Annotated in this window: 13 protein-coding genes; 8 read left to right on the forward strand and 5 right to left on the reverse strand. The window is 59.0% G+C overall.

All coding sequences use genetic code 11. From position 1 onward, the window contains the following. Window positions 1-247 precede the first annotated feature (247 nt). Both GNX18_RS00830 and GNX18_RS00835 read left to right on the forward strand, forming a co-directional pair. A complete protein-coding gene (locus GNX18_RS00830) occupies window positions 248-3124 on the forward strand; it encodes a glycosyl hydrolase family 18 protein (RefSeq protein WP_138235896.1) in 2877 nt (958 codons plus the stop codon). A 97-nt stretch (window positions 3125-3221) separates the two neighbouring features. Then, complete coding sequence (locus GNX18_RS00835; RefSeq protein WP_138235897.1) at window positions 3222-4790, forward strand: glycosyl hydrolase family 18 protein; 1569 nt, start codon at window positions 3222-3224, stop codon at window positions 4788-4790. A 99-nt stretch (window positions 4791-4889) separates the two neighbouring features. Here GNX18_RS00835 and GNX18_RS00840 read toward each other — a convergent pair whose 3' ends face one another. Continuing rightward, complete coding sequence (locus GNX18_RS00840) at window positions 4890-5702, reverse strand: S1/P1 nuclease (protein ID WP_138235898.1); 813 nt, start codon at window positions 5700-5702, stop codon at window positions 4890-4892. A gap of 281 nt (window positions 5703-5983) precedes the next feature. Between GNX18_RS00840 and GNX18_RS00845 the strand changes: the two genes are divergently transcribed. Together GNX18_RS00845 and ushA are read left to right on the forward strand one after the other, a co-directional pair. After that, window positions 5984-9142, forward strand: a complete 3159-nt coding sequence (locus tag GNX18_RS00845; protein ID WP_166214837.1) for a TonB-dependent receptor — start codon at window positions 5984-5986, stop codon at window positions 9140-9142. Between the two features lie 131 nt (window positions 9143-9273). Beyond that, window positions 9274-10869 carry a bifunctional UDP-sugar hydrolase/5'-nucleotidase UshA gene (ushA, locus tag GNX18_RS00850; RefSeq protein ID WP_166214839.1) on the forward strand — a complete coding sequence of 532 codons (1596 nt, stop codon included), beginning with the start codon at window positions 9274-9276 and terminating at the stop codon, window positions 10867-10869. 61 nt (window positions 10870-10930) lie between these two features. Here ushA and GNX18_RS00855 read toward each other — a convergent pair whose 3' ends face one another. Genes GNX18_RS00855 through puuE form a run of 4 tightly spaced genes read right to left on the reverse strand, consistent with a single transcriptional unit; the run spans window position 10931 to window position 13828 of the window. Next, window positions 10931-12349 (reverse strand): AtzE family amidohydrolase, encoded by a 1419-nt coding sequence (locus GNX18_RS00855; protein WP_166214841.1) that lies wholly within the window; start codon window positions 12347-12349, stop codon window positions 10931-10933. Then, the gene (locus GNX18_RS00860) at window positions 12346-12579 is read right to left on the reverse strand and encodes a DUF4089 domain-containing protein (protein WP_166214843.1); all 234 of its coding nucleotides are present in this window, start codon (window positions 12577-12579) and stop codon (window positions 12346-12348) included. Before GNX18_RS00860 ends, GNX18_RS00855 begins: the two co-directional genes overlap by 4 nt. A gap of 21 nt (window positions 12580-12600) precedes the next feature. Beyond that, entirely contained in the window at window positions 12601-12894 is a 294-nt protein-coding gene (locus GNX18_RS00865; RefSeq protein WP_166214845.1) for a DUF1330 domain-containing protein, read from the reverse strand. A 10-nt stretch (window positions 12895-12904) separates the two neighbouring features. Further along, on the reverse strand, window positions 12905-13828 hold the full coding sequence (gene puuE, locus GNX18_RS00870) for an allantoinase PuuE (RefSeq protein ID WP_166214847.1): 924 nt from the start codon (window positions 13826-13828) through the stop codon (window positions 12905-12907). 364 nt (window positions 13829-14192) lie between these two features. On the opposite strand from puuE, the gene GNX18_RS00875 reads away from it, so the two are divergent. The 4 genes from GNX18_RS00875 (at window position 14193) to GNX18_RS00890 (ending at window position 19381) form a co-directional block, all read left to right on the forward strand. Then, window positions 14193-15740 carry a gamma-glutamyltransferase family protein gene (locus GNX18_RS00875; protein WP_166214849.1) on the forward strand — a complete coding sequence of 516 codons (1548 nt, stop codon included), beginning with the start codon at window positions 14193-14195 and terminating at the stop codon, window positions 15738-15740. Between the two features lie 92 nt (window positions 15741-15832). Further along, a complete protein-coding gene (locus tag GNX18_RS00880) occupies window positions 15833-17071 on the forward strand; it encodes an alanine--glyoxylate aminotransferase family protein (protein WP_240914334.1) in 1239 nt (412 codons plus the stop codon). 67 nt (window positions 17072-17138) lie between these two features. Continuing rightward, on the forward strand, window positions 17139-18164 hold the full coding sequence (locus GNX18_RS00885) for an adenosine deaminase (RefSeq protein WP_166214851.1): 1026 nt from the start codon (window positions 17139-17141) through the stop codon (window positions 18162-18164). After that, window positions 18161-19381 carry an allantoate amidohydrolase gene (locus GNX18_RS00890; RefSeq protein WP_240914136.1) on the forward strand — a complete coding sequence of 407 codons (1221 nt, stop codon included), beginning with the start codon at window positions 18161-18163 and terminating at the stop codon, window positions 19379-19381. The genes GNX18_RS00885 and GNX18_RS00890 overlap by 4 nt, the downstream gene beginning before the upstream one ends. Window positions 19382-19401 lie beyond the last annotated feature (20 nt).

Below are 19401 nucleotides of genomic sequence, written 5' to 3' on the forward strand. Positions count from 1 at the left end.
TATTGTGAAAACTTGATGACATCGCTGTCATTTTCTTGATAAAAATGACAGCGATGTCATTGTGCCCGGGTCACAGCGGGCACCAGAGGTACCTGTTCTCAGAACAGACAAGAAGTACCGGCATGGAGGTAGTTATGCCGTTCAATCGGGGGCAGCGAAGCCCGTTGAGGTATGACGGAACAACACTTCGTTGCTCTCATTGATATAGATCCTGATCAATACAAAGATAACGACAAGGTGAACATCAATGAAAGGGCTCACACCAAGCCACTGGCGCCGCGCACTGTTAGCGCTCGGCCTAGCCAGTTCTTCCGTCATCGCCGCACCGGGCGCCCCCACTATCGACTGGATGGAAACCAGCTTCGCCATCATCGAGGTGGACGACGCGGCCACCGCTTACGAGCAGCTGGTTACCATCCACGACTATGCCGAAGTGCCGGTGTCCTGGTCCAAATGGTCCGGCGATGCAGCGACCAAAGCGCAATACCTTCTGAACGGACAGGTGGTGCAGGAACAGAGTATCAGTGGCGACGGAACCCAGACCGGCAGCGCGACCCTGCAGGTTGCGGAGGGCGGGCAGTATGAACTTCAGGTCGCCCTCTGTAACGACGACGGTTGCGCCACTTCCGCCGCGGTCGACATCGTGGTGGCGGACACAGACGGCAGCCATCTGGACCCGATAGTGCTCACTGCGGGTGAAAACAACCAGCCCTATACCAACACCAGTGGTTCCGTGGTGGGCACCTATTTTGTGGAGTGGGGTGTGTACGGGCGCAAGTTCTCCGTGGACATGATTCCCGCCTACAACCTGACCCATATCATTTACGGTTTCGTACCGATCTGTGGCGGTGACGGTATCAATGACAGTCTGAAGGAAATTGAAGGCAGTTTCGCGGCGTTGCAGCGCTCCTGCAGCGGCCGCGAAGATTTCAAAGTATCGCTGCACGATCCGTTTGCCGCAGTACAGAAATCCCAGAATGGGCAGACCTATTCCGATCCCTACAAGGGCAACTTTGGCCAGTTGATGGCGCTGAAGCAGGCCTATCCGGACCTGAAAATATTGCCGTCCATTGGGGGCTGGACCCTGTCCGATCCGTTCTTTTTCTTCGGCGATCCGGCCAAACGCAAGACGTTTGTGGACTCGGTGGAGGAATTTATCCGTACCTGGAAATTCTTCGATGGTGTGGATATCGACTGGGAATATCCAGGCGGCCAGGGCGCCAATCCGAATCTCGGTGATGCGTCCACCGACGGCGAAACCTATCGCCTGCTGATGCGCGACCTGCGTACGATGCTCGACGAACTGGAGCTGGAGACCGGCCGTGAATACCAGCTGACCTCCGCCATCGGTGCCGGCTCCGACAAGATCGAAGATGTGGATTATCTCGATGTACAGCAGTACATGGATTACTTCTTCGTGATGACCTACGACTTCTACGGTGCATTCAGCCTGGATACGCTCGGCCATCAGACCGCGCTGTATGCGCCGGCCTGGAGGCCCGATACCGACTACACCACCCACAATGGTATCCAGGGCATGCTCGCCAAGGGTGTTGATCCGGGCAAGCTGGTCGTGGGCGCGGCCATGTATGGCCGCGGCTGGACCGGTGTTAACGGTTGGACCGGCAGCGACCACATGACCGGCACGGCCACTGGAGCGGTTGCCGGCACCTGGGAGGCGGGTGTGGTGGACTATCGCGATATCGTTGCGCGCCTCGCCACCGGTGAGTGGGAAGAGTATTACGATGCGACCGCCGAAGCGCCGTACATGTTCAAGCCGGGAACCGGCGACCTGATCACTTACGACAACCGTCGCTCCGTACTGGCCAAGGGCGCCTATGTGCAGTCAAAAGGCCTCGCCGGTCTGTTCTCCTGGGAGATTGACGCGGACAACGGTGACATCCTGAATGCCATGCACGAGAGCTTGGGCCATGGAGACGGCCCGCAAAATCGCACCCCGACCGCGCGCGCCGGCGGTGACCAGAGTGTGAACAGCGGTGCCGTGGTGACTCTGGACGGCGGCACTTCCAGCGATCTGGATAACGACCCGCTGACTTACCACTGGGAGCAGGTGTCCGGCGAACCGGTAGATCTGCAAAACGCGCAAAGCGCCGCCGCCAGCTTTACCGCACCGAGCGTAACGGCCGATGCGGAACTGGTTTTCGCGCTGACCGTTACCGATACCAGCGATGCCAGCAACACCGATCAGATCACCGTGACCGTGCTGGCGGATCAACCCAATCGCGCGCCCAGTGCGCATGCGGGCGACGATCAGATCGTGGTTACACCGGCGACGGTAACCCTGAACGGCAGCGGCTCCAGTGATCCTGATGGCGATGCCCTGACCTACAACTGGACTCAGATCTCCGGTGCCGCAGTAACCCTCAGTGACGCGACCGCAGCAAATCCCACGTTCTCTGCCACGGAGGTTGCCGCCAGTGCGGAACTGGCGTTCGCACTGACCGTCAGCGACGGCAGCCTGAGCGATGAAACCCCGGATCAGGTCAGCATCTTCCTACTGCCACCGGAGGCCAACACACCGCCGGAAGTATCCGTGCCCGCCCTGGTGACGGTAGCGGAAGGTGCAACGGTTTCTGTCACCGCAACCGGAACCGACGGTGACGGCGATGCGTTGACCTACACCTGGTCCGGTATGGCTACAGGCAGTGGATCGAGCATCACCATCACCGCACCGCAGGTCGAGCAAGACACGGATTTCACCCTGAGCGTAACCGTCAGTGACTCCATTGATAGTGCCAGCGCCGACGTGATCGTGCGGGTAACCAACACCGTTATCGGCGATGGCTGTGAACTCAGCGACCCCAATGCGGCGAGCGTGCCGGCATGGCAGTCCGGCGGTACTTATCTCGGTGGCGATCAGGTGAGTTATGAAAGCCTGGTCTGGGAAGCGAAATACTGGACGCAACAGGAGCCGGGCTTTACGTCCGCAGACTGGAACCTGATCAGTGAGGTGGAGGTGCCCTGGAACGCCAGCACCGCCTACAGCGGCGGGGCAGAGGTCAATCACAACAACCTGCGCTACCGCGCCCAGTGGTGGACCCAGGGCGATGAGCCCGGAGTAAACAGCGTGTGGGTGGAAATCGGACCTGCAAGTTGCCATTGAGCCCTTTATGTAAACGTGTGGTATTGCAGTACACAGGGGGCGCATTCGCGCCCTCTGTTTTTCTTTCAGCGAATAACTCAAATAAAAGGAACACATCATGAAAAGAAGTCTGCTGAGTATTGTCGCCCTCGGGCTGCTTGCCGCAGAGGCCGCTGCGGTGGACTGCAGCGCGCGCCCGAACTGGGAGAGCAGTGCGATCTATGTGGGCGGGAATGCCGTTCAGCATCTGGGCAACGGCTACACCGCCAATTACTGGACCCAGAACAATAACCCCGTGACCAACTCCGGAACCTGGGCGCACTGGAAATACGATGGTGCCTGTGACGGTAGCTCGTCCAGCTCCTCGTCCAGTTCTTCCAGTTCGTCATCGAGTTCTTCCAGTTCATCTTCCTCCAGCTCCTCCTCCTCCAGTTCCAGCGGTGGTTCCGGCGGCGGCTTGTGTACCTCGCTGCAGTATGTTGCTGGTACCAGTTACACCGCCGGTCAGCAGGTGCAGAACGTGGGGCTCGAATTCCAGTGCAATATTGCCGGCTGGTGTTCATCTTCCGCGGCCTGGGCCTACGAGCCGGGTGTGGGAATGCACTGGCAGGATGCCTGGAGTCAGGTTGGGGATTGCGCCGGCTCATCCTCCAGCTCATCTTCCAGCAGTAGCGGGGCTAGCTCGTCCTCCGGTTCCTCTTCCTCTGGCGGTAGCTCGTCAGGTGGCAACAGCGGCCTGCTGCCAAAACACGCGCTGGTCGGTTACTGGCACAACTTCGACAATGGCTCCGGTCTGTACCGCATCAGCGACGTGTCCGATGTGTGGGATGTGATTGTTGTGGCTTTTGTGGACGACGCAGGTAACGGCAACATTGCATTTAATCTGGATCCGGGCCTCGACAAGCAACAGTTCATTGCCGATATTGCGGCCAAGCGCGCTGCCGGCAAGATCGTCATTGCCTCTTACGGTGGTGAGAAGGGCACTGTGACGCTGAACACCGATGAGAATGTGGCTAACTTTGTCAGCAGCACCGCCGCGATGATTGACGAGTACGGTTTCGACGGTATCGACATCGATCTGGAATCCGGCGCGGGCGTGATGCACGGTGCACCGGTGATCCAGAACATGGTGAAGGCGGTCAAACAGTTGAAGCAGCTCTATCCCGGCATGTACCTGTCCATGGCGCCAGAACACCCCTATGTTCAGGGTGGCTACGTGTCCTACACCGGCATCTGGGGTGCCTACCTGCCGATGATCGATCAACTGCGCGACGATCTGGATTTACTGCATGTACAGCTTTATAACAACGGCGGTCTTGCCACGCCTTACAATGGCTCGGCCTACGCGGCGGGCTCAGTGGACATGATGGTGGCGTCCGCTTTAATGCTGATTGAGGGCTTCCCGCTGGGTTACGGTAGTGCGGGTTTCTTCGAAGGGTTGCGACCGGATCAAGTTGGTCTGGCGTTGCCATCCGGACCCAGCGCCGCAGGTAGTGGCTTTGCCACCACTGCGGATATCAACCGTGCACTGGACTGCCTGACCCAACAGCTGAACTGCGCAACTCTGACACCAAGCCAGGCCTATCCATCCTTCAATGGTGTGATGACCTGGTCTATCAATTGGGACATGCACGATGGTGGTATTTTCTCCGGCCCCGTGGGCAGCCATGTGCACAACCTGCCGTAATCGAGTGTTGTGATTACGCCGATGTGTTAAAAAAATCCCCGCACCAGTATGCCGGTGCGGGGATGGATGTATGCTCTCATGCCACGGGCACCCCGTCGGTCAGTGTTCGCGGGCGCCAAGAGCTCGATTGATGACGCCCGCCAGTCTAACGCCGCCCTGGCGCAGGCGCTGTTCAACAAAGGCCCGGTTGCGCTGGTAGTAGTCTTCCCCCAGAAATTTCTCCGCTGTGTACGCATAACTGTGTGCCAACGCGTGGGACTCTGCCGCCCACTCTTCGCTATGGCTGCGCTGCCAGGCTGAACGCTGCGCCTCGGTGATTTCCCATTGTTGCCGTTGGGCATACTTCCTCCAGTCTTCTGCAAAACCGGCGGGTAAATAGACGTCCCATAACGCATGCAGATTGGTGGGGAATCCGAAGAACTGCACTTCTATATCATTGCCACCGCGGTCCTCCCGCAGTCCGGTGTGCATCGGTTGGTGCAGGTCGCCCACAAAATGGGCAACAAACAACAAGGCCTCTGCGCGCTCGCTCTCTGTGGTATCCGGGCTGCGCAAAATTTCTTCATATTTCTCCAGTGCTTTCACAATACAGCCCGCGGGCGGGCAGTCTCTGGCTTCCACGTAGCCGTGCCAGTCGCGTGGAAGGTTGATGTAGTGCAGTGGTGCCGTCCATTTGTATTGCTCATCGTGGCGAATACGGTCGGCCCAGGTACTGGCTTCGGCCAGCCCAGGTTCCCCGGCAATCTGCAGCAGTTCAGTTACCCGGGATTTCACCTCCGGTTGCAGAAAGCCCCAGGCAATTTCTCCCACAATCTGGTGGCCATTGTCACCCCACGCCTGCGCATTCGCAGCGCTCAGAAGCAGAGAGAGGTTGAGGAGTATCCCGGCCAGGAAACGTTTTTCTGACTTCACTTTGCGCCCCCTTTGTCATTTTTGGATTCCCTATATTACTCGCATTCCGTCATAAAAAGCTGAACAAGCGGACAGGTTTTTGGCATGAAAGTTGCTGGATCATCTTTATGTTGTCCTATTGGTCAACATTCTGGAAGTTTTAACGTCGGTGTCACATTTCTCGCCGAGAATCTCGCCACACCGACTTCCGCCGCCAACGGTGACGACGGATACGGATAACGACAAACATCGAATTACAACGACGGTCGTTGTTAAGGCCATCTGACAATGAGGAGAACTTCATGAAACGCAGTCTTTTCCCACATGGACTTTTGTCTGTCGCCGTGATGTCGGCGATGGGTGTGGCGCCGATGGCCATTGCTCAGGAAACCAGCACCGCCATTCGCGGTATCGTGACCGGTGCGGATGGCCAGCCAGTGGATAATGCCAAGGTCATCGCCATTCATACCCCGTCCAACAGCCGTCGTGAAATTCTCTCCAGTGAATCCGGCCGCTTCAGTCTGAATGGCCTGCGTGTGGGTGGACCCTACACTATCCGCGTGGAGTCGGACGAGGGCGAAGAGGTTCTGAATGACATCTACCTGAGCCTGGGCTCACCGCTGACTCTTCCCATTGACCTGGGTGCGTCAGGCCCTGAATTGAATGCGGTTGAAGAGGTGGTCGTGGTTGGCGAGGTTCAGACTTACACCAATCGCGGTTCCAGTGGTGTCTTTGGTGAAGACCAGATTGCGAACACCGCCACTTTCAGTCGTGATATCAAAGAGGTGATTCGCGCCAATCCGCTGGCGTCAGTCAGCCCTGATGGCGTCGAGCTGAGCATCGCCGGCAGCAATCCACGCTACAACTCCATCACCATCGACAGCGTGGGCATCAACGATACCTTCGGCCTCAACTACAGTGGTTATCCTACCACCCGTCCACCCATTGCCCTGGATTCCGTGGAGCAGCTCTCCGTTGAGTACGCGCCCTTCAATGCGCGCAAGGGCAAGTTTTCCGGTGGCAATATCAATGCCGTAACCAAGTCCGGTACCAATGAGTTCCATGGCAGTGCATTCTTCGAATCCGTGCCCTGGACTGGAACTGCGAAAGACGACAAATTGTCAGAAGACGGTTCGGTAACCGAGTACGATATCGACAACGAAGAGGAAACTGTGGGCCTCACGTTCAGCGGCCCCATCCTTCAGGACAAACTGTTCTTTTTCACTTCCTATGAAAAATGGGAAGAGGAACTTGTGTTCAATTACGACCTGGACTCGCTGGCCGGACACCAGGTTACTACCGCAGAGCGGGACCGGGTTCTGCAGATTATGCAGGATGTATACGGCGTGAGCGACGGCAGCGGCGCGGCGCCATCTCCCGATAGCGACGAAAAACTGCTGGTAAAACTCGACTGGAACATCAGCGACGACCACCGCGCCGACTTCACCTACAACAAGCAGGAAGGCAAGGCCGGTCGCAACTACACCGATGACAACGGAACTCTCCGCCTCTCGTCCAACTTCCGCGTAGCCGCGGAGGACAACACCTTCTACTCGGCACACCTTTTTTCCGATTGGAGCGATGCCTTCAGTACCGAGGTGAATCTTTCCTACAAGGACTATGCGCGCAGTTCCGTGAACAGTTCCAACTGGGGAGAAATCAATATCCAGACCGAGGACGGCAGTATTGTTGCCGGCCAGGACGACAGTTACCAGGCGAATGAACTGGCCAACGAGGTCTGGACATTCGGTGTGCATGGCACCTATCTGGCGGGTGATGTCCAGTACCGTTTTGGTGCGGAAATGGAAGACACCTGGAACTACAACCTCTACGGCCGCAATGCCGACGGTACCTGGTATTTTGACAGCATCGACGATTTTGAGAATCAGGTCATCGGCGACTTCACCTATGGCAATGCTTACACCAATAATATTCAGGACATCGCCTACGACGTCAGCGCCACCACTTACGCTCTCTACGGCGAGGCTACTCTGGAACCCTTCGCCGGTTTCGAACTGGTGGCAGGTTTGCGCTACGAAACCCAGTCTGTCGACAGCACCCCGGGTCTGAACCAGAACTTCCTGGACACCTACGGTTATGCAAATACCGAGAACCTGGACGGCCGCGATATCTGGCTGCCGCGTGTCGGCTTCACCTGGGACCTGCGCGACGATCTGACCCTGCGCGGCGGGGTCGGTCGATATAGTGGCGGTACGCCACAGGTGTGGATTTCCAATGCCTACACCAACGATGGCACCACGCTGGACTCCGTTACTCTCAGCAGCCTGGATCCGGGTCTGGTGGACTTTACGCGTGTGCCCCAGTTGGCCATGGACGCCTTGGCCGCCGGTACCGGTAGCACCAACAACATAGATCCCAACTTTGAGCTGCCTTCGGACTGGCGCTATCAGTTGGCCGCGGACTACGCCTTCGATATTCCCGGCGTGGGCGAGGATTTCAACTGGACGACGGAACTGACCTACACGGACCGCCAGGACTCCGTGTACTGGCGCGATCTGTCGCGGGTAGACAGCGGCAACAGAACCGTGGACGGGCGCATTATCTGGGACAATGTCTACGCCGGCACTGAACTTGAAGGCAACTACGATCTGGAACTGACCAACGTGGACAATGGTGGCCGCAGCATCATCTGGACCACCTCACTGGATAAGGCCTTCGACAACGGTCTTTCTTTCAACCTGTCCTATACCAATCAGGACATCACCGAGGTCAATCCGGGCACCAGTTCCACCGCCACATCCAACTACCAGTACGAGGTGACGGAGAACCGCAACGAGCCGCTCGTGGGTACTGCCTACTACGAAGTGGAGCATCGCTTTGTACTGAACCTGGGTTATCGCACGGAGTTTGTGCCTGGCTACGCCACCAACTTTAACCTGTTCTGGGAGCGCCGCTCCGGGCGCCCATTCTCCTGGGTGCTGGGTTCTTATCGGGATGACGATCTCGGCGACCAGAGCGCGTTCTACCAGTCTGACGTCTACCTGCCCTATATCCCCACTGGCGCGGACGACCCCGCGGTGGATTTCGCCAGCGGTCTGAGTTACGAGGAGATCATGGCATTTGCGGAGGCAGCCGGCGTGGCTGGTTATGCCGGTGGTTATGTCGACAAGTACTCCGGCACCCAACCCTGGGTAACCACCATGGACCTGGCCATTACTCAGGAAGTGCCTGGGTTCCTGCCGGAGCACCGCGGCATCCTTTACTTCACCATCGACAATTTCGCTAACCTGCTGAACGATGACTGGGGTAAGGTTTACGACCTCGAGTTTCCGCAAAAGCTGCTGTATGACTACGACGTAAACGCGAATGGTCAGTACGTCTACCATGCACCCTTTGGTGGCACGAATGATGATGGTTCCCTGAATGCCAACAACTATGGCCGGTTCCGCGCCGAGCAATCCACCTGGCGTGTGAAACTGGGCCTGAAATACAACTTCTGATCACCGTATCCGTCATTGCTTCAAAGCCGGCGCATCAGCGCCGGCTTTTTTGCTTGAATCCCTGCAGGGACCGCACGGTTCCAGCTTCTTAACATTCCGCATCAGAAAATCACAACCATTCCGGAGCAACCATGGCCAAACAGAAACTACCTTCGCAAGGCATCGGTTTTTACACAGCATTGCTGGTGGCACTGCTACTGATTTCCGGTTGCACACCTGAAACGCCCGCAGCGCAATCCGACGAGCCTGTGCGCCTCACCCTGTTGCACACCAACGACAATCACGGCCGCTTCTGGCCCAACCAGTACGGCGAGTACGGTATGGCCGCGCGCAAGACCCTGATCGACAGAATTCGCGCGGAAGTGGAGGCGGATGGAGGCTACACCCTGCTGTTGTCCGGCGGCGATGTGAATACCGGTGTGCCGGAGTCCGACATGCAGGATGCCGAACCGGATTTCAGAGGCATGAGCCGCATGGGGTACGACGCCATGGCGGTGGGCAACCACGAGTTTGATAATCCACTCGAGGTCATCAGGAAACAGCAGACGTGGTCCAGTTTTGATTTTCTGTCAGCGAATATTTACGACGGCAGTGGCGAGCGTCTGTTCAAACCCTACCGGATTTTCAATAAAGGTGGTGTACGCATCGCGGTCGTCGGACTGATTACCGAGTCCACCCGTTTTATCGGCAACCCGGAATACGTCGAGGGGCTTGAATTTGTCTTACCGGAAAAAGAGATGGCCACGCTGTTGCCTGAACTGAAGCGCCAGGCGGAAGTGGTGATCGCGCTCACTCATATGGGGCACGAGATGCAATCCATCGGTACAGATGTCGCCCTCGCCAAAGCCGTCGATGGCATCGACCTTATCGTCGGCGGCCATTCACAGCAGCCGGTGTGCACCGATAGCGAGGGCGCGTTGCTTGCGGATTATCAACCGGGAGCGCCCTGCAAGCCCGACTTCGAAAACGGCACCTGGATCATGCAGGCGCACGAATGGGGGAAATATGTCGGCCGCGCGGACCTGGTCATCGAAAAGGACTCTGTTCAACTCGTCGATTACCAGTTGATTCCCGTCAACCTGAAAACCGGGCGAGATGAACACGCGGAAATGGTCCAGGCCAGTATCCCTCCGGATGCGGAATTGCAGGCCTTTCTTCAGGACTTTCAAGACAAAGGCGGCGAAGCCTTGCGCCAGGTCATTACCCGTGCGGAAGCAACCTTTGACCGCCGCGACAAACGCCGTCCCTCCAACGTCAGCCCGCTGGGCAGCCTGATCACCCAGGCATTCAGGCAGTTTTCCCGCGCGGATATCGCCATTACCAACAGCGGTGGTATTCGGGACAACCTGTATGAGGGCGATGTCACGGTCAAATCGCTGATGCAGGTCATGCCCTTTGCCAATACCGTCGGTTATGTGGACTTAAATGGCGAAGAGCTACAGCAGTATTTCGAGGCGATCGGACTGTCGGGCGGCAACCAGCGTGGCGTACAGTTTTCCGGTATGTCGTTTACGACCGATGGTGACATTGTTGTCGGCGATGAAAACCAGCCGCTGGATCCGGCAAAGATATACCGACTGGCGACAAACAGTTTCCTCGCCGCCGGCGGTGATGGTTATCCGTCTCTGTTGGACAAACCAACCTATGTGAACAGCGGGGTTGTGGACTTTACCACGGTGCAGCAACTGCTGGCCGGTAAGGAGAGCATATCGCCGGCGCAATTCTGAAGCATGTTGCCGCCGATGGCATTGAGCGGAGGTCCCGCGAGCGCGGGGCTTCTCTATGCTGTCAGACCGCGGCCAGCTTTCTGCTCAATGCATCTGGTTCCCGGGCAGTAAAGCCGCGGGTTTCCAGTGCAAAGGCAACTCGCAGGCACAGGTCTTCCCGCCAGGGCGCAGCGATGATCTGAACACCAATCGGCAGGCCGCTTTCTTCATCCAGCGTTGGCACCACACAACTCGGCAGACCGGCAGCGGAAATGGGCTGGGTAAAGTAACCCAGGTTCGCACGCAGGGGTTGTGCTTCGCCCTGGATGGTCAGGATTTTCTCACCCATGCGGGGCGCCACACAGGGTGTGGCCGCGGCGACAATCACATCCACATCACGGAATACTTCCGCCGCTTTTCTGGCATACCAGTGCCGCACCTGTTGTGCGCGTGCATACCAGCTGGCTGGCAGCAGGGCGCCGGCGATAAAACGATCGCGGGTATCCGGATCAAAGTCCTGGGGGCGTGTGCGCAAACGCGGCAAATGCAGGCGGCTGCCCTCCACAATGGTAATCAGGTAGGCCGCACAGCGGCCCTCCTGGGTGCCGGGTATCTCCACCTCCGATGTGCAATTCAGCGCGCGGCAGACTTTGTCTACCGCACGCGCCGCCGGGGGATAGCTTTCCAGAGAAAAGTAGCCGCCGGCGCGTCTGATTCTCAGGTTTTCCAGGCCTCGCTCCAGTGCGCCGATACAGTCCAGCGCCGGCCGGTCGGCACAGGCGTGGTCACTGTTGCTGTAGCCTTGCATTGCGTCGAACGCGAGGGCCAGATCGCGGCTGGTACGCGCCATGGGTCCCAGGTGATCGAGACTGTCGCTGAAAGGATAGGTGCCGCTGCGGGGCAGGCGGCCGTATGTGGGTTTGAGGCCGAAAATTCCGCAGAAAGAGGCGGGCACACGGATCGATCCGTTGGTGTCGGACCCCAGTGCCAAAGGCACCAGCGTGCCACCCAGCGCGCTGCCGGATCCGGAGGACGAGCCTCCGCTCATGCGCGCGGTGTCCCAGGGGTTGGCGCAGTTGCCGTAGTGCGCGTTTTCGCCGGTAAAGTCGTAGGCGTATTCCCCCATGCCGAGGGCGCCGATCAGTATTGCCCCCTCCGCTTCGAGGCGGCGGATCAATAGCGCATCGTCCCGTGCGGGCGCGTGGTCGGCATTGATGGCGGAGCCTGCGAGCGTGGGGAGGCCGCAGATGTCGAACAGATTTTTTACCGCGAAGGGGACGCCGGCGAGCCTCCCCGGCTTTTTTCCCCGCGCCAGTTGCGCGTCGATGTGTGCCGCCCGCGCCGTCGCCCGCTCCGCCAGCACGGCGGTAAAGGCGTTCGACGCCGGGTTCATTCGGGCGATGCGCGCGAGGAACATATTCACCACTTCGCGCGCACTTAAGTGGCCGGCGCTGACCTCTGCGGCAATATCTCCTGCGCTGGACAACGGTAGATCACTCACGGTGTGGTCTCGGTAGTTGTGCGCTCCCCACCGCTATCCGGCGTGAACGTGCCGGCCAGCACCAGGCTGTCCGGGTCCAGGTCGGCGGCCTCGAGAATATCCGCCATACGCGCTGCATTCGCCAGGTGCAGGCAGACACCGGCTTTCCACTCCTCGCGCACGGGAATATCTAGGATTGTCTGCATTAATTCCAGGTAGGCCGGCGGATCAATGGCATTTTTATTCGGCATGATTTTGTCCTTTGCGGTGAATCAATCCACGCCATCGCACAGCAACATATCGCACTGATAGCTGTTGTTCCGCCGCATATTGTGAATATCCGCAAGCGCGGGGTCCGCGAGCCAGGCCTGGGCCCTTTCGCGGCTCGGGTACTGCATGATCACAATGCGCTCGGAAATCCAGCCGCCGTCCAGCGTCTGCGGTTTGCCGCCGCGCACCAGGTAGCGGCCGCCGTAGTTCGCAACCGAAGGTGTTATCAGCTCGATATAGCGACGGTACTCGTCCGGATTCCTGATTTTGATATCCACGATAACGAATGCGCTCACAGCGGTCTCCTCAACGTACTTCGCCGCAGCGCGACGGGTGATGGTGCTTGTGCCAGTGTCGGGCGATGTCCTCGCGCCGGCAGACCCAGACTGCGGACTTTTCCCCAATGTATTGCAGGAAGCGCTTCAGCCCCTGCAGCCGCCCGGGGCGGCCGGCAAGGCGACAGTGCAGGCCTATATTCAGCATCCTGGGATGGCTGGCTCCCTCTTCGTAAAGGGTGTCGAAAGCGTCTTTCAGGTAGGTGAAGAACTGTTCACCGGTATGGAATCCCTGTGCGGTGGCGAAACGCATGTCGTTGCAGTCCAGGGTGTAGGGAATTACCAGGTGAGAACCATGGGGCCCGGGCGTCCAGTAGGGCAGGTCGTCGGCGTAGGAATCGGAGTCGTACAGGAAGCCGCCCTGTTCCTGAATCAGGCGGCGGGTATTCGGGCTGTCGCGTCCGGTATACCAGCCCAGCGGACGGCTGCCAGTGACCCGCTGGTGGGTTTCAATCGCCAGTGCGATCTGCGCGCGCTCTGTTTCCTCTCCCATAAACTGGTGGTCGATCCAGCGGTAACCATGGCTGGCAATTTCCCACCCCGCGTTCAGCATCGCGTCCACCGCCTGTGGGTTGCGCGCCAGTGCCATGGCGACGCCAAAAACCGTGACCGGGAAATCAAAATCAAGGAACAGCCGCCACAGGCGCCAGAAGCCGGCGCGGCTCCCGTACTCATACACGGATTCCATACTCATGTGGCGCATGGGATAGGCGCGGGCACCTATGATTTCCGAGAGAAAGGTTTCGGAGTGTGTGTCACCGTGCAGTACGCAGTTCTCCGCCCCCTCTTCGTAGTTGACGACAAACTGCACCGCAATACGGGCGTTACCCGGCCAGCGCACCAATGGGGGCTCGATACCATAGCCGATCAGATCGCGCGGGTAGGGGCTGTTCATGAGGTGGCTCCAAATCCACGTTTACGCTAATAGGCAGAATGCAAAAAGCTGACCAAGTGGATAATTTTTTACGTGGTTCAATCGGACTGCACAAGAGCGCCCGGGCGGCTTCGTGGTGTACCGGAGCAGCGGATGTGGCATTGTTGTGCGTGTTTCGTCACCGCGCCTGTTTGTAGTGCGTGATGCAGATCATCTGAAGCGGCGCAGTGATGTACGATAAACGGCGTTGCAACGTCGATCCTCAGCAACAAAAAAGTTAACCGATAGGACAGGATTTGGCGCAGATGTTGCAGCCAGCAGCAAAGCACAAACACGCGCAGCACATGCAGCGGGGCAGCCAAATAGAAATCGTTGAGAATTATTCATGACACACATTGCCTTCACCGCCCCGCACTTCAAAGCGACCGAAGCGGGAATGGAAATTCTGCGGCGCGGTGGCTCGGCAGTGGATGCCATGGTGGCCGCCGCGGCCGCCGTCGCGGTGCACTACCCCCATATGAACAGTCTCGGTGGCGACGGTTTCTGGTTGATCCAGCGCAAGGGCGAAGCGCCCGTAGCCATCGATGCCGCCGGCTGTGCGGCTGCGTCCGTCGATCCTCAATGGACCCCGCCGTACCGCGGCGTCGGCGCCGCGTTTACCTCTGCGGGCACCGTAGCCGGTTGGGAAGTGGCGCGGACTTATATCGGGCAATTTACCCAGCTTGAGCCGTTGGAAACCCTTTTTGCCGAGGCGCGCCGGGGCTGTGAGAGCGGCATTGAGGTGACCGACAGCCTGGCTACTGTACTGCGAAAATACGAGGGCTGTAAGGATATACGGCAGCTCTACTACCCCGATGGAAAACTTCCGTCTGTGGGCGCGCGGCTGTGCAATCCGCGCCTGGGACAACTTTTCGAACGGCTCGCGGCGGAGGGGCTGGACGGCTTTTACCGCGGCACGCTGGCAGAGGACATCGGCGCGGCGCTTGAGTGTGCCGGCAGTTTATTGCGGGCAACAGACTTCTACGATTACCGCGCCCGCTTGCAATCGCCCCTCAGCGTACAGACCTCGCACGCGCAGCTTTTCAACCTTGGGGCGCCCACGCAGGGTATTGCATCGCTGCTGACTCTCGCGATTTACGACCAGCTGTATGAGGCATCCTGGAGTGAACTGCAGCGGGTACACCACCTGATTGAGGCCACCAAACAGGCCTTCCGGGTGCGCGATCGCGAAGTGGCTGATCCGGCCTGCCTGAGTGAACAGTGGGATCAGCTGTTGCAGCCCGGGTATATCCGCGGGTTGGCCGCGGAGATCCGGGGGGACAGGGCGCAACCCTGGGGCAAAGTGGCGGAACCCGGCGATACCGTGTGGATGGGAGCGCTGGACGGCGACGGCACACTGGTAAGTTTTATCCAGAGTATCTACTGGGAGTTTGGCTCCGGGCTGGTGCTGCCGGAACTGGGGCTGGTATGGAACAACCGCGGCCTGGGCTTTTCCCGTGATCCTTCATCCCGCAATTGTCTAGCGCCGGGGAAAAAACCATTCCACACACTGAACCCGGCGATGGCAAATTTCGCCGATGGCGGTCGCGCGGCCTACGGCACCATGGGGGGCGAGGGACAACCGCAGACCCAGGCAGCCATTTTTACCCGCCGTTTTTATCAAGGACTGCCGCTGGCGGACGCCATAGCCGAGAGCCGCTGGTTGTTAGGGCGGACCTGGGGCGAGGCGTCTGTGAATCTGAAAATGGAACAGGCGCTCTACCAGCGGATCGGGCCGCAGCTTGCGGCATTGGGGCACGAGATACGGCCGGTGTTGAATTGCAATGGAATGATGGGGCATGCCGGCGGTATTTACATTGATGCCAGCGGTCGCGTCGAATGTGCCACAGATCCGCGCAGCGATGGCCTGGCACTCTGTGAAACCCTGGGCTAGAGAAAAGACGGTTAGATTGATGTCGAAAAAAATATTTTCCATTTTCTCAGCGGGAATAATTTACCGCGCAGCCATGGCATGAGTACTCAGTGATGTGGAATCCCGGCAAGCAGAATATGAACGGCTTCGTGCCTCCGCCCCGACTGTTGATGGGCCCCGGGCCCATCAGCTGTCATCCGCGCGTACTGCAGGCCATGTCACAGCAATTGGTGGGCCAGTTCGATCCGTCCATGACCGCGTGCATGAACGACACCATGGCTCTCTACCGCGATGTATTCCGCACCCGAAACCACTGGACGTTTATGGTGGACAGCACCGCCCGCGGTGGCATAGAGGCGGCGCTGGTGTCTTTGCTGAAACCTGGCGAGCGTGTGCTGGTACCGGTAATTGGCCGTTTCGGCCTGCTGCTGAAGGAAATTGCCGAGCGCGTCGGCGCCGAGGTGCATTGCATCGATGTCGAGTGGGGGCGTGTCGCCGAGCCCGGGCAGGTGGCAGCGGCCATTGATCGTTTCAAACCTCAGCTAGTTGCGCTGGTACAGGGAGACACGTCCACAACCATGTGCCAGCCACTTGCGGAAATTGGCCAACTATGCCGGGAGAAGGGGCTGCTCAGTTATTGCGATGCCACGGCGTCCATCGGAGGCAACCGGTTCCTGACCGACGAGTGGGGTATTTCCGCGGTGTCTGCCGGCCTACAGAAATGTCTCGGCGGCCCGTCCGGCATTGCACCCATCACTCTCAATATAGACGCGGTGGAAAGAATCAACCGCCGCCGTCATGTCGAGGCGGGGATACGCGCCAGCCACCACCGCAATGCCGCCGGTGCGCGTATCGGCTCGAACTATTTTGACCTGGCGATGATCATGGATTACTGGGGGGAGGAGCGGCTCAATCATCACACGGAGGCAACCAGCATGCTGTACGCCGCGCGGGAGTGCGCGCGCCTGTGGCTGGAAGAGGGGGGCGACAACGTCATCGCTCGACACCAGCGCACCGGCGCCGCCATGGCTGCTGGTCTTGAAGCCATGGGCCTGCGGCTGTTCGGCGACTCGCATTACCGCATGAACAACGTGACGGGCGTCTATATTCCACAGGGTGTGGATGGCGAAAAAGTCCGCGCGCAACTGCTGCAGGAGTTTGCTATAGAAATCGGAACCTCCTTCGGGCCGCTGCACGGGCGCATCTGGCGCATCGGCACCATGGGCTACAATGCGCGCATTGACGCGGTGCTGCAGACACTGGCGTGCCTGGAACAGGTGCTGCTCCTGAACCGGGTAACGGTCAATGCCGGCGATGCCGTTGCCGCGGCCCTGGATATTTTCAAGTCATAGGAACCTGCCTGCCTTTTCGTCTGCAGGCTGGTGCTTGCACGTTGCATGGACTTCTTTAGGAAAAATGATGGTAAGCGAACAAAACCGTTTTGAAGATTGGCTCCGTGCTGCGCCCAAAGCAGAACTGCACCTGCACCTGGACGGTACCCTGGAAGCGGGTCGCCTGCTGCAATTGGCGGATAAAAACAATGTGCCGCTGCCCTACAACACACTGCAAGAACTGGAAGCGGCCTATCATTTTGAAAACCTGCAGAGCTTCCTCGATCTCTATTATCTCGGTGCTTCCGTGCTGCGCGAGGAAGAGGATTTCTATGCGCTGATGATGGATTATCTGCTGCGCTGCCGGAAAAACAATATCGTACATACGGAAATCATGATCGAACCGCAGACCTACCTGCCCAATGGTATCGACTTCCCGGTGTTCATGGCCGGATTCCAACGCGCGGTGATGGAGGCCCGCAGCCGCTGGGGGCAGTCGGTGCAACTGATCCTCAGTTTCCTGCGTCACCTGCCGGAGTCGGCGGCGCTGGATGTGCTGGACAAGGCCGAACACTACCGCGATGACTTTGTCGCCATCGGTCTCGCCAGCAGCGAGCAGGGCAACCCACCACAGAAATTTACCGAACTCTATCGCCGTGCCCGGGAGCGCGGCTATCGTCTCACCGCTCACGCCGGAGAGGAGGGGCCGCCCGCATTTATCCGCTCTGCACTGGAAGACCTGACGGTAGAGCGTATCGACCACGGTGTGCGTTGCCTGGAGGATGACACACTGGTGCAAGTACTGCGTGAGCGGCGTATCCCACTCACTGTCTGTCCGCTCTCCAATGTGCGCCTGTGCGTGTTTCCCACAATGAGGCAGCACAACATCCTGCAGCTGTTGGCGCGCGGATTGGTGGTGACGGTCAATTCCGATGATCCAGCCTATTTCGGTGGCTATTTGAACGACAATTTCATCGCGCTCCACCGTGCGCTGAATCTCAACCGCAGCCAGGCACTGCAGATGTTGCGCAATGGCTTTGAGGCGAGCTTCCTTGCGACGGCGGAAAAGTCGGAACTGTTGAAAAAACTCAACGACTTTGCGGAGGCGTCGTGAGTGCCGGGCGACTACTGCAACGCTGTGAACTGCTCGCATCCATCACCGCTATCGAAGGTGGTATTTGTCGCACCTACCTCACGGAAGAGCACCGCCGCTGCAACCGGCAGGTGATGCAATGGATGCGGGAGGCCGGTATGGAAACCCATACCGACGCCGCCGGCAACTGCTGGGGCCACTATGCGGGCAGCGATATGGATGGGCAGACTCTGTTGCTCGGGTCGCATCTGGACACGGTTCCAGGGGCCGGCCGTTACGACGGTATCCTCGGTGTGCTGGCAGCCATCGAGGTCGTTGCGCGTTTCCATCGTCGCGGCAGGCGCTTTCCTTTTCATATCGATGTGGTGGGATTTGCCGACGAGGAGGGGAGTCGCTTCGGTGCCACCCTGTTGGGCAGTCGCGCCGTCGCCGGTCAGTGGGATTCAGCACTGTTGGCGCTGTGTGACGCTGAGGGTGTATCCATGGCCGAAGCGTTCATCGAGTTTGGTCTCGACCCCGCAAAGGTTGCCACGGCCTCCCGCGCTGGCGCGCGGCTGCTGGGATACTGGGAGCTGCATATCGAACAGGGACCGGTGCTAGAGGAACTCGATTTGCCACTGGGGGTGGTGAGCGCCATCGCCGGCGCGCGACGATGCCTGTTTACCCTGCAAGGCAGCGCCGGTCACGCCGGTACGGTGCCTATGACTATGCGCCGCGATGCGCTATTGGCGGCGGCGGGTGCCGTGCAACTTGTCGACGCGGTCGCGCGCCGCTGTGGCGTGGTGGCAACCGTTGGAAACATCGAGGTGTGGCCGGGTGTGGTCAACGTGATTCCCGGGTGCTGCGAATTTACTTTGGATATCCGCAGTGGCGAAGACCAGATTCGCGACCGCGCACTGGCGGAAATCATAGACGGCATTGATGCCCTCTGTGATCGCTCGCAGGTGGCGGTGACGTATCGCGAGATTCACAGCGCGGCTGCGGTGGCTTGCGCTGCGCGGCTGCGCGAGGCCGGCAGCCGCGCCCTGGCACGCTGTGGGCTTCAGGACTTTTCCCTGCCCAGTGGCGCCGGGCACGATGCCATGGCCATGGCAGCCATAACCGATGTGGGTATGCTGTTTTTACGCTGTGCGGGGGGAGTCAGCCACCACCCGGAGGAATCCGTCGACGCCGCCGATGTGGCGTTGGCACTGGATGTGCTCGAGGCGGCGGTGGAGGAGACGTGGGAGCACGCCTGATCTCTTGCGCCGAGGTGAAT

The organism is Microbulbifer sp. SH-1 (assembly GCF_011326135.1).
GTDB classification, from domain to species: Bacteria; Pseudomonadota; Gammaproteobacteria; order Pseudomonadales; family Cellvibrionaceae; genus Microbulbifer; species Microbulbifer harenosus.

What these genes read in the sequence shown, in the direction of transcription:
- GNX18_RS00885 (WP_166214851.1), top strand. Translation starts at nt 17,139, where the DNA reads ATGGTAAGCGAACAAAACCGTTTTGAAGATTGGCTCCGTGCTGCGCCC.
- GNX18_RS00875 (WP_166214849.1), top strand. Translation starts at nt 14,193, where the DNA reads ATGACACACATTGCCTTCACCGCCCCGCACTTCAAAGCGACCGAAGCG.
- GNX18_RS00860 (WP_166214843.1), bottom strand. Translation starts at nt 12,579, where the DNA reads ATGCCGAATAAAAATGCCATTGATCCGCCGGCCTACCTGGAATTAATG.
- GNX18_RS00835 (WP_138235897.1), top strand. Translation starts at nt 3,222, where the DNA reads ATGAAAAGAAGTCTGCTGAGTATTGTCGCCCTCGGGCTGCTTGCCGCA.
- GNX18_RS00830 (WP_138235896.1), top strand. Translation starts at nt 248, where the DNA reads ATGAAAGGGCTCACACCAAGCCACTGGCGCCGCGCACTGTTAGCGCTC.
- GNX18_RS00880 (WP_240914334.1), top strand. Translation starts at nt 15,833, where the DNA reads ATGTGGAATCCCGGCAAGCAGAATATGAACGGCTTCGTGCCTCCGCCC.
- ushA (WP_166214839.1), top strand. Translation starts at nt 9,274, where the DNA reads ATGGCCAAACAGAAACTACCTTCGCAAGGCATCGGTTTTTACACAGCA.
- puuE (WP_166214847.1), bottom strand. Translation starts at nt 13,828, where the DNA reads ATGAACAGCCCCTACCCGCGCGATCTGATCGGCTATGGTATCGAGCCC.
- GNX18_RS00845 (WP_166214837.1), top strand. Translation starts at nt 5,984, where the DNA reads ATGAAACGCAGTCTTTTCCCACATGGACTTTTGTCTGTCGCCGTGATG.